This window comes from Xanthomonas sp. NCPPB 4037, from assembly GCF_041475695.2.
In the GTDB taxonomy this organism is placed as follows: domain Bacteria; phylum Pseudomonadota; class Gammaproteobacteria; order Xanthomonadales; family Xanthomonadaceae; genus Xanthomonas; species Xanthomonas campestris.
The window spans coordinates 4,265,505-4,280,529 of sequence record NZ_CM191261.1; the positions used below are offsets into that span (position 1 = coordinate 4,265,505).

A 15,025-nucleotide genomic window follows, 5' to 3' on the forward strand; every position below is an offset into this window, starting at 1 on the left:
TCAGTCCAGCTCCGGTGCCTGATTGATCACTGCCCAGAAGGTGCCCAGCGTCTTGACCGCGTTGAAGAACTGGTCAACGTCCACCGGCTTGACCACATAGGCATTCACGCCCAGGTCCCAGCTGCGCGCCAGGTCGCTCTCTTCGCGCGAGGACGACAGGATCACCACCGGCAGGCGCTTGAGCGATTCTTCGTTGCGAATCTGCTTGAGCACTTCCAGCCCATCCAGGCGCGGCATCTTGATGTCCAGCAGCAACACGGCAGGCAGGCCTTCCTCGCGGTTGGCGAAGGCGCCGCGCCGCAACAGGTAATCCATGGTTTCCACACCGTCTTCCACATGCACGATGGGATTGGCCAGACGGGCATCACGCAGCGCGTCGACGGCCATCTCCGCGTCGGCCGGGCTGTCTTCTGCCAGAAGAATGGTACGGATGGCGGTCATACGGTGGACTCTTGGTTGGGCGCTTCAAGCGCAGGGGGAAGGACAAAATGGAAGGTGGCGCCCTCGTCCACGACGCCTTCGGCCCAGACGCGGCCGCCATGGCGCGCGAGGACGCGGCGCACGCTGGCCAGGCCAATGCCGGTGCCGGGATATTCGCTGACCTTGTGCAGCCGCTGGAACACGCCGAACAGCTTGCCGCTGTAGTCCATGTCGAAACCGGCGCCGTTGTCGCGCACGGTGAAATAGTGGCCACCGTCGGGCATGGGCTCGTAGCCGATCTCGATCTTCGCCACCTCGCGCTTGGTGCTGTACTTGACGGCATTGCCCATCAGGTTCATCCACAGCTGGCGCATCATGTTTTCGTCGGCGATCAGCACCGGCAGCGGCGCGATGTGCCAGTCCACACGGTGGCCGGTGTTTTCGCTCTGTACGTTGGCATCCAGGATCGCGCGCGTCTCGGCCACCAGCGATTGCATGTCCACGGCCTGCAGACGCAAGGCGCTGCGGCCCAGGCGTGAATACACCAGCAGGTCGTCGATCAGCGAGGCCATCCGCCGCGCCGAGCTGCTGATCACTTCCATGTAGTGGCGCGATTTCTCGTCGGCTGCATCGCCCAGATGACGGGCCAGCTTGTCGGAGAAGCCGGCCACGTGCCGCAGCGGCGCGCGCAGATCGTGCGAGACCGAATAACTGAAGGCCTCCAGTTCGCGGTTGACCTCCGAGACCTGCTCCACCTTGCCTTCCAGCTGCCGGTTGAGCTCCTGGATGCGCTGCTGCGAGACCTTCTGCAGGCTGATGTCGCTGACCGTCATCAGCACCACTTCTTCCTCGCCATCATCGGGCAGCGGCATGCGGCGCGCGTTGATCAGCATGGTGCGCAGCACGCCATCGGCGCCGCGCTGCTCATGTTCGAAATCCCACAGCTCGCGGTCGCGCAGCAACACGTCGGCCAGGCGCTGGTGGATCTGCGGATCGCGCCAGGCGCCATCACCCACATCGTCCAGCAACATCAATTCATTGCCGCGCTCTTCCAGGCCATACAGCTCGGCAAACGCCGGGTTGTGCAGCACGATGCGCTGGCGTGCGTCGAGCAACACGATCGGCTCGCGCACGGTCTGCAGCACCGAGCCGGCACGGCCGCTGGCGCGCAGGTATTCCTGTTCGGCCGCCAGGCGGCGCCGGATCTGCCGCTGCAGCAACCAGATCACCGTGCCCAGCAACAACAACTGCACCGCCAGCGTGGCCCAGCTCAGCACCTTGTAATGCAGGCGTTCGCGTTCGGCGCGCGCATTGCGCACGCTCAGCAACCGGCTTTCGGCGGTCTGCAGATCGCCGATCAATTCGCGGATCGGGTTGCTGACCGTCATCTCTTCGATCAGTGCACGGATCTGCTCCGGCGCGCGTGTCACCGCGATACGCTCGGCCAGCAACAGGCGGCGCTCGATGGTGCTCTGGATACGCCCCATGCGCACCTGCTGGCCAGGGTTGTCCTTGGTCAGCGCGATCAGATGCGTGATGGCCTTCATGGCCTCGGTGCGGCCCTGGCGCATGCGCTCAACCAGCACCGGGCGATCCACGCCGTGCGAGCGCATCATCGCCGCCGACTCGGTATCGCGCATCGACGCTTCCAACCGCTGCGCGGTCTCCTGCACGTCCTGGCTATGCGACACCCACTCCGCCGCCTGATTGGCGTTGGCGGCCATCTGCTGCAACAGCAGCGACGGCACCACCACGATCAGGAACACGGCAACCGCCAGTAACGGCAGGCGCCAGCGATCCCAAACGTCTTCTCGGACCGGTGTTTGCATTACGGGGTCTGTGTCCGCTCGCGGCAGTGGGCTAGGCAGGGCGTATTGTCCCCGATCAGACCCGCATTGGAATGAATGCTTCAGGCTCAGCTGCGCCGGTCCATGACATAGCTGAATGGGCATATCATAAGTGCAGCGCGCGTGAAAACGGCGCGAGAACTGGCCCAGCCGACCGGCGGTATTCGAGGTGCTCTACGCCCTGCTACCAACCGCCCCAGACCTGCCCTGACGAGCGATCAGGCGCCAGCACCCGTGGCGCTGCTCCACGGTTGCGCGTGCAGATTGCCTTCAGGGCACCCGTGTGCGTGGCGGCCCCAGCGCCCCGCCCTCACCGAGCACAGGCGGCCATCGGACGTTGGCAACTTCACATCGAGCAACGCGAAGGCCGTCACGCAATGTCGATGCGTGCGCTGCCTGTCAGCAGGCATGGCCCGCCCTCAGCCTTCGACATCCCACGCACAAAAAAAGGCGCACTCCCGTAAGAGTGCGCCTCGTGTCGGGCAGCCGCCTCGCCTCGGCCGGCCCGGCATGCGTGCCTGCTGCTTACATCTTTGCAGCAGTGACCTTCAGGCCGGTCGACTTGACGCTCTTGACGCCCTCGATGCCCTTGGCAACAGCCACGGCCTTGTCATGCTCGGCCTTGGTGGCGACGCTACCGGTCAGGGTCACGATGCCGTTCTTGGTCTCGACCTTGACGTCGGTGCCGGACACATTGTCGGTGGCCAGCAGATCGGCCTTCACCTTGGTGGTGATCCAGGTGTCGGTGACCGGCTTCTTGGACTCGTTCATGCCGGCGGCATGGTCCTTGTGGTCTGCGTGTTCCTGCGGTGCGGCAAATGCCTGCGACGCGCCAAGCGTCAGACCGAGCGACAGCGACAGAGCCAACAACTTGCGTGCATGCGTCATGGTGTTCATCCGATTACCCTCCGTTGGGTGTGGGGCGAGTCTGCGAGCCCAGCCGTCGCGCGGATGTGACCGCTGGATGCAGAGTTCGTGAACCCGGCGCACACGGGTGGGTGCAATACCATGCAGGTCTTCCCCAGCGTTGCGGTGAATCGTTTTCAATGCCTAAACCATTCAATCTGGCCGTCGTCGGCTATGGCTATGTTGGCCGCACCTTCCACGCACCGCTGATCGCCAGCACGCCTGGTCTGCAGTTGCACAGCGTGGTGTCGTCCAAGCCGCAGCAGCCGCAGGCCGACTTCCCCGAGGTGCGCGTGCTGCCCGACCTGGAGGCCGCACTGGCCGACCCGGCACTGGATGCGGTGGTCATCGCCACGCCGAACCAGACCCATGCGCCGATGGCGCTGCAGGCGCTGGCCGCCGGCAAGCACGTGCTGGTGGATAAACCCTTCGCCCTGGATGCCGCGCAGGCCCGCACCGTGGTGGACGCCGCCGCAGAGGCCGGCAAGATCGTCAGCGTGTTCCAGAACCGCCGTTGGGATGCGGACTTCCTCACCGTGCGGCGCTTGATCGAAGACGGCCAGCTGGGCGAGGTAGTGGAGTTCCATTCGCACTTCGATCGGTATCGCCCGCAGGTACGCGACCGCTGGCGCGAAAGCGATATCCCCGGCGCCGGGCTGTGGTACGACCTGGGGCCGCATCTGCTGGACCAGGCGTTGCAGTTGTTCGGCATGCCGCAGGCGATCAGCGCAGACCTGCAGCGCCAGCGCACGCAGGCGCGCAGCGACGATTACTTCAACGTGGTGCTGCGCTATCCCCGCTTGCGGGTGATCCTGCACGCCGGCTCGCTGGTGGCCGACGGCAGCCTGCGCTTTGCCGTGCACGGCACGCGCGGCAGCTATCTCAAGCATGGCGCCGATACGCAGGAAGACCAGTTGCGTGCCGGCCGCCGGCCCGGCACCGCCGGCTGGGGCATGGACCCACTGCCCGGCACGCTCACCCGCGTGGACGACGAAGGCCGTGTGCACACGCATCAGCCCGATGGCGTGCCCGGCGACTACCGCCATTGCTATGCGGCCTTCCGCGACGCAATGGCCGGCACCGCACCGCCGCCGGTCAGTGCAGCGGATGCGGTGCGGCTGATGGAGCTGCTGGAGCTGGCGCAACGCAGTGCCGCGCTGGGCCAGGTGCTCTGGCTGGAAGGCAACAGTAGCGACTGAGCGCCAAGGCCCGGCAGAGGCGGTGCGGCGCTCACCGCGCGCGGCTGCTGCCACGCGCACACGCTGTTGTTGAGCAGACATGCATGCCACGCCAAGCGTGGCGCGCACGTTCGTGGCCGGATCAGGCGTCCTTGCTGCCGATCGGCGGCGGGGTTGGCGTAGTGGTCAGCACCGCATGCCCACCGAACTGATTGCGCATCGCCGCCAGCAGTTTGTCGGTAAACGAATCCTTGTCGCGCGACCGCAACCGCTCCATCAGCGACAAGGTGATCACCGGCGCGGAGACTTCCAGGTCGATGGCCTCTGCCACCGTCCAACGGCCTTCGCCAGAATCGGCCACATACGGCGCAATGCCGCCCATGGTCGGGTTGTGCGCCAGCGCATCGGCGGTGAGGTCCAGCAGCCACGAACGCACCACGCTGCCATCGCGCCAGATCTCGGCAACCTGGTGCAGGTCCAGCGCGAAATCGGTCTTGTGCTGCAGCAGCGCGAAGCCTTCGGCATAGGCCTGCATCATTCCGTACTCGATGCCGTTGTGGACCATCTTGGTGAAGTGGCCGGCACCGCTCGGGCCCACCCGTCCCCAGCCCTTGTCCGGCGCCGGTGCCAACGTGGCCAGCACCGAATGCAACGTGGCCACCGCCGCTTCGTCGCCGCCCACCATCAGGCTGTAGCCTTCCTGCAGGCCCCACACGCCACCGCTGGTGCCGCAGTCGACAAACGCAATGCCGCTGGACTGCAGCTGCGCGGCGCGGCGCTGCGAATCCTTGTAATACGAATTACCGCCGTCGATGACGATGTCGCCGGCCTGCAGCAACGGCAGCAGTTGCGCCAGCGTGTCGTCGACGATCTTGCCGGCCGGCACCATCAGCCACACCACACGCGGACTCGGCAGTGCGGAGACCAGCGTGGCCAGCGCGTCGGTTGTCTGGATGCCCTTGGATTGCGCACTGGTGCGTGCCGCAGCGCCCAGATCGAACCCATGCACGCGATGCCCGCCGCGCACCAGCCGCTCGGCCATGTTGGCGCCCATGCGGCCCAGTCCCACCATACCCAGTTCCATAGTCACTCCTCGTGTCATCTGATCAGTGCAGGGTGCCACGCGGCGCGTAGAACGGCGTGGCGGAATTCTCAATGGATTGTTCCAGCGCGTGACCGGCCGCGCACTGCTGCAGCTGCCAATCGATCCAGCGCCAGTACAGGGTGCTGCGCAGGTTGTGCAGGGTCAGGTCGATGGCATACGGCGTGCGCGGGTTACGGTCGAGCAGGCGCGCCACGTGGTAGCCGATCGGCTTGACGCCCTTGGGGTGCACGTAAACCTGAAACCCCTGGTAGAACGGGTCGTCCAGCAGCGCAAGCAGCTCCTGCAGACGGGCCTGCTGATGCGCATCCAGGCTGGCGCGCAGCGCGGCGTCGCGTTCGTACAACAGCCGCTCGAAACGCCGCCGGCCGGGCCCGCGCAACTCTTTGGCCAACTCCCAGATCTGACGGTTGCGCGCGTCGTAGTACGCAAAGCCACCGCGGCGTGCCAGCACCTGCGCAGCCGCATCGCTGACATCCACCACCACGAAGTTTTCGGCCTGGTTGTGGATGTCGTCCAGATACGCCTTGTCGAACACATGCGCGATGAAGCCAGGCGCCCCCACGAAGGCTTGGCGCCCCAGTTGCGCAGTCTTGACCGCCTTGCCATCGGCGAAAAACTCGCCGGCGTGCGCACCCAGCAAAATGCTGTCGGTGTCGTGCAAGGTCAAAAATGTGCCGATCGACAGCTCGCCCGCGCTAAAGACCGTATCGAAGCCTGCATCGCCATAGAGTTCGCGTTGCGTGGCCAGCTGCGCCACTTGCCGGCCCACCCCGCATTCGGAGCGCACCTGGCCGCGATAGAACGCATCCAGCGCCTGCGCGTTGCTCCCGCTTGGCTGATAGCCGCGACCGAAGCTCTTGAATCCACTCCATCCCTGCACGGCAGCGCCACGCCAGCCAAAACCGATCCAGCCCAGTTGCACTGCCGAAAAGCGATAACGCGGGTTGTCCTGCAGTTTGCGCACTGCACGTTGCGTGGCCGCACCCAGCTCGAACGCGTACGCGCACTGCGTGGCGGGATCGTCCAGCAGCGCCCGCAAGGCATCGCCGCGTTGCTGCGCGTTCCACTGCGCCGGCAGCACGGCGTGCAAATCGCCTGCCTGCTGCGCCTGCACCAAGGTGCCGCGCGTACACGGCAGGCCACGTGCGATCACCGGTGCCGCGATGGATGCCTGCTCGATCCGCCAGCCCATCCGCCGCAACAACACCTCCACGCAATCGGCATCGGCCCCGGCGGCTGTTGGACTGGGCGCCGCCAACACGCTTTGCAGCAGCTGCGCACCCAACAAGACCGCCGCACAGACAACGCGCGCGCTGCGCCGTGCGTGCAGGCGTCGCTCAACGGGAGTGGGAGACAAAGTCATGCGAGGCGGCATTGATCGAGCGTAGATCCGCACGGCGGCACGGGCAAAAGAAAGCCCCGGCAGGGCCGGGGCTCGTGGCGTTCAGTCGCTCAGCCTCAACGACGCTCGCAGACGCGTTCAACCCGGCGATCGCCATTATTTTGCTGGCTGTTGCCCTGGATCGTGCGGCCTGCCGCGCCGCCTGCTACCGCACCCAGCACGGTTGCGGCCTTCTTGCCGTTACCACCGCCTACCTGGTTGCCGAGCAGACCGCCGACGATGGCGCCAGTTGCAGTGCCGGCGATGCGGTTCGGGTCACGCGAATTCTTCTGCACTTCGACGTTCTTGCAGCGCACGCGGGTACCGTCATTGAACCTGCGGCCTTCGTCTGCCGTCGTGTACCGGTGCTGCGAGTAGTTTTGCGCCTGCGCGAAGGTGCTCGTCGCCATCAGAGCGATCAGGGACATACCCATCAGGGAAGTGTGCATTTTCATCGTACGTCTCCATCGTTCTCGCCCATTCGGCGAGCCATGGCTGCACTCTGGCCAGTCGCTCGAGAACAGTACGTGAAGCGAACACCCCGCTATTCAGGCTTCAGCGCGGAGCGTGAAATGCACCGTCACGGCTGCGTTGCGGGCTCGCCCTGCGGCACCGGGGCTGGTGCGGGCGGCGGGTCCTGCGCTTCAACCGGCAGCGGCGCGACAGGCGGCTGCGCAACGCTGGTCGGCATTGCTGCCGGCGGCGACGCAGTGGTTGCCGGCGCTGTCGTGGTGGGCACTGGCTGCGTTGCTGGCGCTGGCGCCGGAGACGCAGCTGCATGCGCTGGTGCAGGTGCCGCCGAAGCCGGCGTGGATTCGGCCACCTTCGGCAGGTACGAATTCAACCGCTCGAAGAAGCGCTTGTAGAAGGCCGCGTCCTGCACGGTGGTGCTGGACACACGCACCAGCGAATCGCCGCTGCTGCCGACCGGCACCGACAGCGAGCCCAGCACGCCCACGCCCACGCTGGCGGAGGTCGAGCTCTTCTTCAGTGCATAGCGGTCCTGCAGCGCGCTGACAAACACCTGCGCGGTGCCACCGTCCTGCCCGGCGCAGGAAATGCGCAGATTGAGCTGCTCGCTCTGGTCGGCTTCCTTGAGCTGGAAGTTCTTGCTGCCCTCCACGGCGGCGGCATCGGCGCGCGTGACCGCACAGCCTTGGCTCAACAGCACCCGCCGCGCCGCCTCGCACGCCTGCGGCGAGGTCGCGCTGACGTTGCGCGAATAGGTGTCGTCGGAATTGAACGACTCGCGCATCAGCATGGTGTCGCCTTTGCTGCCACCGCAACCGGCGAGAGCCGCCAATGCGCCAAGCAACGCGCCGCGCGCAATCAGGGAAGAACAAGACATGGGTAAATTCCGGCATCCAAAACCGGCACAGAGCATAGCCGCAACCCATGTGCGCGCGGTGTCGCGTCCGCCGCTCAGGGCTGCGCGGGTTCATCCATCGGCAGTTGCAGGTCCACCTGCAGGCGGCGGCCATCGGCGTCCAGGCGTTCGGCGCGCAGATAGTGGTGCGCCGCCACCATCGCCAACGGCACGGCGGGCAGACATGGCGCGCCCCACAGGCTCAGCGCGAAGCCCTGCGCGTGCAGCCAGTGGGTCAGCCGGTCCCAGACCGCCTGCTCGCCGGGCACGATCAGGTCCAGATCGGCCGGGCCATCGGGCACCTGTTCGGGCGCCTGCAGCCAACGTGCGTAGCTGCCATGCGGGGTGACGGACATGCATTGGTCGCGCAGCGCCTGCAGCAGCTGCGCGGCGGCCTGCAGATCCAGGCGGCTGCGGCAGTGCTGGAAGATCAGCGCATATTCGTGGCTGCGGTTGCTGGCGGTGTCGCCCTGCGCCAGCACCCCGCCGGCGCGTGGATAGCACAGCACCCGCTCCTCGGGCAGCGTAAACAGGCTGGACAGGATGCGCCCCAGGTCCCAGGCCTGCGGCACCAGCTGCCCGTCCAGCACCACGTTCTCCACCATCGCCACGCCGAAGCCGCCTGGCCGCAGCTGGCGACGCAGCGCATGGAACACCGCACGCAAGCCGGCCAGATAACTGGCGTAATCGGTGCTGGCATACAGCTGGCCGGGCGCTACCTGCCCGGACCAGTGGCAGCCGAAATACGGCACGTTGGTCAGGCACAGGTCCACTGGCGCGGCGGGCGGCACCTGCGCCAGCCCGCCCACCACGACCGGCGCCTGCACCGCGTGCCGCCGCAAGCGCTCGCGTGCCACTACGGCACGTGCCGGGTCGATCTCCATGCCATGCGCCTGGCGGCCTTCCAACGCGGCCGCGAGCAAGGTGCTGCCGAACCCGCAGAACGGGTCGAACACCTGCTGCCCCGGCGCACTGAAATGGCGCACGAACGGGCGCATCTGATTGACCCAGCCGCAGTCGCGCCCGTGCAAGGGATCGGTGGCGCGCAGGTCGTCCGGCAGCGCCCAGGCCGGATCGTCCGGCGCTGGCGTCCACCAGCTGCGCTGATCGAATTCATCCATGGCCTGGCTCCCACAGGATGTCTGCATCCGGGTCCCAGCCTGCGCACAGCCGGCCATTGGCGAAGAACACCAACTTGTACAGATCGCCGCTGGCGTGGCGGGCATGCATGGCGGCGTAGTCCGCGCTTTCGAACACCACGTGCATGCCGTGCGCATCGCGCAGCCGCACGTTCCAGAAGTAGTAGCCCTGGGTCATGCCGTCCAGCGTCCAGCCCGGCCACCACGGCTGTTGCATGCACTCGGCCAGCAAGGTCTCCACGCCGATGCGCCGTTGCTCGATGTAACGCACGGTACCGTTGGTGCGGTAGCCGGCATCCAGCCGCGACAGCTCACGGAAGATCACCTGGCTGGCGCCGCAGCGTCGCGCGAACTCCAGATAACGGGCGATCTCCTGCGCGGTATCCACACCGCCCTGTTGCACGATGCACACCAAGCGCACCGGCACGCGCAGTGCCAACCGATTGGCGGTGTGCACGAACGTGTCCACCTGTGCGATCGGCTCGTCCGGGCGGAAGCGCATGATCGCGTCGTTGCCGGCCTGCAGCGGATGATGGCGCGACAGCTCGATCCACGACAGATCAAAGTCCACCAACGCATCGATCAACGCCTGCCCGTGGCTGCGCGCCAACCCGGCGCCATTGCTGTAGAGCACCCGCTGCGCGACCTGCGGCCCGTTGCGCGTGTGCGCCAGCGTCTGCAGCAGGGTCTGCAGCCATGCCGCATCGTCGGTCATTTCCAGACCCGACAACGAATACGACAACGGCACCCCAGCCAGCAGCTGCAGCACCTGCTGCAAGTGGTCGAAGTACGCCGGCCCTGGCCGCAGCTGCGCGGCCGCCACACCGCCGGACTGCGAGCGCAGATTCTCCGAGCAGAAGCCGCAGCGCGCCGAACACGGCCGCACCGAGGCGTAGGGCGTCAACGTGATCGGCAGCGCCGCGCGATACCGGCGCCCGCCGATCTCCAGTGCATGCCAACGGTCGGCATCGTGGGCAGCCGGCACCCGCTGCTCGATCGCCGGTGCGGCAGCCCGCAGGGTGGCCAGCACCGACGCCGCTGTCACCTGCGTGCTGGGCTGCTCCGGTGTCAGCGCCGCGCTGGCCTGCGCACCTGCCTCACAACCGGGCAGCGTCTGCATGTGCACGCACCTGCTCCAGCGTCCATTCCTGCAGCATCCGGCCGTTCTCCCACACCGTGACCAATGCATCGTCGCTGTCGCCCGCGTGCGTGGCGACCTCGTCGAGCAAGGCGCTGCGGTACTGGCCCGTTGCACGGTCGCGCAGCAGCGTCAGCCGGCCACGCTTGCTCTGCTTGCCCTGATCGGTGATCGGGTCCTTGTAGACATCGATCCATGCGCCATCCACGCGCACCGCCGAGCACTTCAGTGCGAACTTCTGCGTGTCGCGGTCCACCTTCTGCAGCAACGCACCGCCCATGCCGAAGGCGACATTGTCGGCCGCATATCCGGCAGCGGTGATGCGCTCGAGGATGGCGCGCAGCGACTGCGGATTGATGCCATCGCCCTGGATCACCCGCACGTGGTTGAGCACCTTGTAGCCCTTGCCGTTGACCTGATGGCCGAACGCCTCGTCCAGCAATAACAGACACTGCTCGACCACATCCACCGGGTCGCCCGAATCCGGGCGGATCACCACGGTCGCACCGGAGGCGATGATCTCCTCGCGCAGCGTGGTGCCCCAATGCTCGCGAATGGCACGGTAGATGTCGTAGCTGTCCGACACCACCGCCACGATCGCGCCCGGCCGCGCAAACTGCGTGAGCATGTTGCGGTATGCATCGACTTCGCGCTCGCGCCCCCAGCTGGTGATGGTGCTGTGCTCGGCCGCGGGGATCGAATAACCGGCCACCGGCGTGTGGTAATGCGCGCGCGCCAGCAACAACGCCGATAAAGTATCGGTGCCGAGGAAGTTCACCAGGTGCGCCGCGCCACCCAGCGCGGCCGAGCCCAGGCTGGACACGCCACGCGCACCGAAGTCATGCAGCTTGAACGGCAACTGGCCTTCGGGATCGTCGCTGGTGCGTTGCAGGAAATCGCGCACGATCTGCTTCACCTGCCAGCTCACCGTGGCCACGGTCACCGGATACCACACGCGCAGCAGCAGGGTTTCCAGATACGACGGCACCCAGAACGCCTTGGCGTCGGTGGATTCGATCGTCATCAGCACGTTGTGCGTGGGCACCACGCAGCCTTCGGGCACCGCACGGATGCGGATCGGCAACTGCCCACCCAAGCGGTCGACGATATCGCGCCAGCCGGCCTCGTTGAACGGCTCGCCATGCGCCGCCAGCAACGCCTTGGCATCGTCGATGTCGGCGTGCGTCACCGGGCGGTTGATCGCTTCTTTCAGGATCGACTGCAGGCCGAAGAACACGGTCTGGTCGTACACGCCGCCGCGCGATTCCACGTAGAAAAACGAGGCATCGGTGCCGGGCGGATATTGCAGCCAGTGGCTGGCCTTGTAGCTGTCGGTGTTGAGCAGCAGGTTGTCGAGATAATGCATGACGGAAGCTCCTTCGCGTCGGGAGGGCCGGCGGTCTGTCCGCCAGCGGGAGGTCATGGCTCAGCCATGGCCCAGAAAGAATTCAAGGATATGCAGATGGTCTTCGTAGAGCCGCGGCCCCATCGCCATCACCTCGGCGATCGGGATCCAGCGCGCCTTGTCGGCATCGTCGCCGCCACGCACCGCCGGCAATTCGCCCGCGGCAAATTCGAAGTGGAACGCATGGGTGATGGTGCGCCCGCGCAGGCTGCGCTCGGGGTGATCGAACACCTGCCGCGCACGCAACGAACCCTTGATGACCGGTAGCGGCACCTTGAGCCGGGTTTCCTCGCGCAACTCGCGCAGGCAGCTGTCCAGCAGGCCTTCGTCCTGCCCCACAAACCCGCCCGGCAACGCCCACAAGCCCTTGCCTGGCTCGGCGCGACGACGCACCAGCAACACGTGGCCGGCCTGCACCACCACCGCATCGGTGGTGACGAAGGTGGGCGCATACGGCGCGTCCTTCCAGGCAGCGCGGTACTGTTCGATGAAGCGGAATTCGGCCACCAGCTGCGCGTAGCTCGGTGAGCTGCGACGGAAGGCTTCGAGCATGTCGTACACCGGCGCCGGCACATTGCCGCGCAACATCAACAGCCCACCATGGAAGCCGATATCGCCGGCTTCGAACAGATAGCGGCGCAGTTCAGTAGCCGACAACGTGGCGGTGTGCTGCACATCCTCCAGCGGCCATTGCGGAAATTCGCGCAGGTAATAGCTGCTGGCGTCCTTGTCCATGCCGATCAGGCCCACACGTGCATCGGCACTGCCGCCATCGGCCTGCACGGCTTCGGCCACCTGCCGTTGCACTTCGGCAATCCACAGACTTTCGTTGTACAGATGGTCGCGCAGCGGGCGCAGGATCAGGCGTTCGGCATCGTCGGGCAATGCCGCCTGGATCATGACCGCGCGTTCGGCGACGGTCCACGGATTGCGAATGGTGCGGGGGGTATCGGCAGAACCGATCAGCACGATCAGCTTGCGGGCCTTGCCCAGCGCGTGGCGGGCGACGGCGGCGTGGCCGTTATGAAAGGGCTCGAAACGCCCGATAAAGACGAGATAGTCGTACGGTGTTGCCATGAGAATCCCTCACGGTTGCGTGGTCAGCCAGCGGTCTGTCCGCTGGCTTGCGGCAAATGCTACGCCGATGCGCAGCGACGTCAAGCGCGCGATTGCATCGGCAAACACCGGCGTTGCCATGACACAGCGGTCATCATTGCTGACTAGACTTGGCGACTCTGTTCTTCAGGAATTCGCCTGCATGCCACGCCTGACCACGCGCGCGCTGACGCGCTGCCTGCTTGCCACCCTTGCACTGCTGTGCATCGCCTTTCCGGCACTTGCCGCAGCGCCAATCACGCCGTTGCGTGTGATGTCATTCAATGTGCGCGTGCCCGTCGATACCGATGGCGACAAACGCTGGCAGGCGCGTCGCGGTGCGATGGTCAGCGTGATCAAGCAGACGCATCCGGATGTGTTCGGCACCCAGGAACTGGTCAGCGAGCAAGCCGGCTATCTCACCGCGCAGTTACCTAACTACCGCTGGTTCGGCCAGGGACGGCGCGGCGATGACAGCGACGAACACATGGGCGTGTTCTACGACACGCGCACGCTCAACGTGGTGGAATCGGGCAACTTCTGGCTGTCCGATACGCCCGAGGTGGCCGGCAGCATCACCTGGGGCAACGTGTTGCCGCGCATGGTCACCTGGGCCTTGTTCGAGCGCCGTAGCGACAAGCGCCGCTTCTACCTGTTCAACACGCATTTCCCATACCGCGACGAAGACGAACCCGCGCGCGAACACAGCGCGCGGCTGATCCTGTCGCGCATCGCGCAATTGCCGGCCGATATTCCGGTGGTGCTGACCGGCGACTTCAACAGCGACCCGGACAAGATCACCTACCCCACGCTCACCGCCGTGCTAGGCGACGCACGCGCGAAGGCGCCCAAGCGCAGCGGGCCGGAGAATACCTTCCAGGATTTCAGCACCCACCCCACCCGGCGGATCGACTGGATCCTGTTCCGCGGGCTGACCCCAACGCAGTTCACCACTCTGGATGACCGGCCCGGCGGCGTGTTGCCGTCGGATCATTATCCGGTGCTCGCCGAGTTTGCCTGGCCGCGCTGAAAGCACGCGCTTCAATCAAATGCTTCGCAGGCATCGGCGCGCACGGAGCGATCGCACCGATGCCTGCGAAGCAGCCGGCAATCACGGTGGCCGGATGCCCGCCTGCGCCGCGCCTGCCTGCAGCCATTCCAGCAACGCCTGCAAGGCAGCCGATGGCGTATCGCGCCAGACAATGGACAACTCACGCCGTGCCCAGGGTTCGTCCAGCGGCACGGCCACCAGTTGCTGGCGGACGCTGGAACACGCCAGCGCCGCGTGCGGCACGATCGCCACGCCGACGCCGCGCGCCAACATGCGGCACAGCGTTTCGATCCCCGGTACGCGCGCGCGAATGCGCAGGTGCACGCCAGCCCGCGCCAGGTGCGTACGCAGATGACGCTGCAAGGCGTTGTCGGCCGATAACGCCAACAACTGCATGTCCTGGATATCGGCCAGGCGCAGCGTGTCCGCGCCGGCAAGCGGATGGAGGGCCGCCACCGCAACCACCAATTGATCGTGGCGGAACGGGCGCCGCTGCAAGCCAGTGAAATCCGCATGCCCGGCGACCACCGCCAGATCGGCGCGCTCCTCGCGCACCGCATCGGCGGCCCCCTCACTGCCCCACTCGGCCAGGGTCAGGTCCACGCGGGGATGCGCCAACAGAAAGTCGGCCACGCACTCGGGCAGCCATTCCGACAGCGCGGCCGTGTTGGCAGCCAGCCGCAGGGTGACCTGCCCACCCGCACCGTAGTCGCCCAGCTCGGTGCGCATCGCCTGCTCCTGTCGGGCCAGCACCCGCGCGTGTCGCAGCAGCACCTGCCCGGCGGCGGTGAGCGTCACGCCACGTCGGCCACGCTCGAACAGCGCAGCGCCCACCTGCAGCTCCAGCGCGCGAATGCGGGCGCTGGCGGCGGCCAGCGACAGCGCCACGCGCTCGGCACCGGCGGTGATGCTGCCGGTGTCGGCCACTGCCACGAAAATCCGCAGATCGACGAACTCCACTTGCATCGCGCAGCCCCAGCCTTCGGTGTGGACG

The 15,025-nt window shown here is 66.4% G+C and carries 14 protein-coding genes; 2 read left to right on the forward strand and 12 right to left on the reverse strand.

Annotated elements, in window-relative coordinates; genetic code table 11:
- The 3 genes from ACCQ01_RS18755 to ACCQ01_RS18765 all read right to left on the reverse strand — a co-directional run bounded on the left by ACCQ01_RS18755 (position 1) and on the right by ACCQ01_RS18765 (position 3,164).
- The gene (locus ACCQ01_RS18755) at positions 1-441 is read right to left on the reverse strand and encodes a response regulator (RefSeq protein WP_011038533.1); all 441 of its coding nucleotides are present in this window, start codon (positions 439-441) and stop codon (positions 1-3) included.
- Positions 438-2,249, reverse strand: a complete 1,812-nt coding sequence (locus ACCQ01_RS18760; RefSeq protein WP_228431325.1) for a CHASE3 domain-containing sensor histidine kinase — start codon at positions 2,247-2,249, stop codon at positions 438-440. Before ACCQ01_RS18760 ends, ACCQ01_RS18755 begins: the two co-directional genes overlap by 4 nt.
- A 543-nt stretch (positions 2,250-2,792) precedes the next feature.
- Entirely contained in the window at positions 2,793-3,164 is a 372-nt protein-coding gene (locus ACCQ01_RS18765) for a BON domain-containing protein (protein WP_014508988.1), read from the reverse strand.
- 149 nt (positions 3,165-3,313) lie between these two features.
- Between ACCQ01_RS18765 and ACCQ01_RS18770 the strand changes: the two genes are divergently transcribed.
- On the forward strand, positions 3,314-4,372 hold the full coding sequence (locus ACCQ01_RS18770; RefSeq protein ID WP_014508989.1) for an oxidoreductase: 1,059 nt from the start codon (positions 3,314-3,316) through the stop codon (positions 4,370-4,372).
- A 121-nt stretch (positions 4,373-4,493) separates the two neighbouring features.
- On the opposite strand, the gene gnd is transcribed toward ACCQ01_RS18770, so the two are convergent.
- The 8 genes from gnd to ACCQ01_RS18810 form a co-directional block, all read right to left on the reverse strand.
- Positions 4,494-5,435 carry a phosphogluconate dehydrogenase (NAD(+)-dependent, decarboxylating) gene (gene gnd, locus ACCQ01_RS18775; RefSeq protein ID WP_228431327.1) on the reverse strand — a complete coding sequence of 314 codons (942 nt, stop codon included), beginning with the start codon at positions 5,433-5,435 and terminating at the stop codon, positions 4,494-4,496.
- A 22-nt stretch (positions 5,436-5,457) separates the two neighbouring features.
- A complete protein-coding gene (locus ACCQ01_RS18780; RefSeq protein ID WP_228431329.1) occupies positions 5,458-6,831 on the reverse strand; it encodes a hypothetical protein in 1,374 nt (457 codons plus the stop codon).
- A gap of 83 nt (positions 6,832-6,914) precedes the next feature.
- Complete coding sequence (locus ACCQ01_RS18785; protein ID WP_011038539.1) at positions 6,915-7,292, reverse strand: glycine zipper 2TM domain-containing protein; 378 nt, start codon at positions 7,290-7,292, stop codon at positions 6,915-6,917.
- A 125-nt stretch (positions 7,293-7,417) separates the two neighbouring features.
- Positions 7,418-8,185, reverse strand: a complete 768-nt coding sequence (locus ACCQ01_RS18790) for a DUF2242 domain-containing protein (protein WP_228431331.1) — start codon at positions 8,183-8,185, stop codon at positions 7,418-7,420.
- A 74-nt stretch (positions 8,186-8,259) separates the two neighbouring features.
- Positions 8,260-9,324, reverse strand: a complete 1,065-nt coding sequence (locus tag ACCQ01_RS18795) for a DNA methyltransferase (RefSeq protein ID WP_228431333.1) — start codon at positions 9,322-9,324, stop codon at positions 8,260-8,262.
- A complete protein-coding gene (locus ACCQ01_RS18800) occupies positions 9,317-10,462 on the reverse strand; it encodes a hypothetical protein (protein WP_161960586.1) in 1,146 nt (381 codons plus the stop codon). The genes ACCQ01_RS18795 and ACCQ01_RS18800 overlap by 8 nt, the downstream gene beginning before the upstream one ends.
- Positions 10,440-11,846: a nicotinate phosphoribosyltransferase gene (locus ACCQ01_RS18805; protein WP_115575876.1), complete on the reverse strand. Its 1,407-nt coding sequence runs from the start codon at positions 11,844-11,846 to the stop codon at positions 10,440-10,442. The genes ACCQ01_RS18800 and ACCQ01_RS18805 overlap by 23 nt, the downstream gene beginning before the upstream one ends.
- A 60-nt stretch (positions 11,847-11,906) precedes the next feature.
- Positions 11,907-12,962, reverse strand: a complete 1,056-nt coding sequence (locus ACCQ01_RS18810) for a bifunctional nicotinamide-nucleotide adenylyltransferase/Nudix hydroxylase (RefSeq protein ID WP_011038544.1) — start codon at positions 12,960-12,962, stop codon at positions 11,907-11,909.
- A 181-nt stretch (positions 12,963-13,143) separates the two neighbouring features.
- On the opposite strand from ACCQ01_RS18810, the gene ACCQ01_RS18815 reads away from it, so the two are divergent.
- Entirely contained in the window at positions 13,144-14,010 is an 867-nt protein-coding gene (locus tag ACCQ01_RS18815; RefSeq protein WP_228431336.1) for an endonuclease/exonuclease/phosphatase family protein, read from the forward strand.
- An 81-nt stretch (positions 14,011-14,091) separates the two neighbouring features.
- Here ACCQ01_RS18815 and ACCQ01_RS18820 read toward each other — a convergent pair whose 3' ends face one another.
- Positions 14,092-14,997, reverse strand: a complete 906-nt coding sequence (locus ACCQ01_RS18820; RefSeq protein WP_228431428.1) for a LysR family transcriptional regulator — start codon at positions 14,995-14,997, stop codon at positions 14,092-14,094.
- Positions 14,998-15,025: the final 28 nt, after the last annotated feature.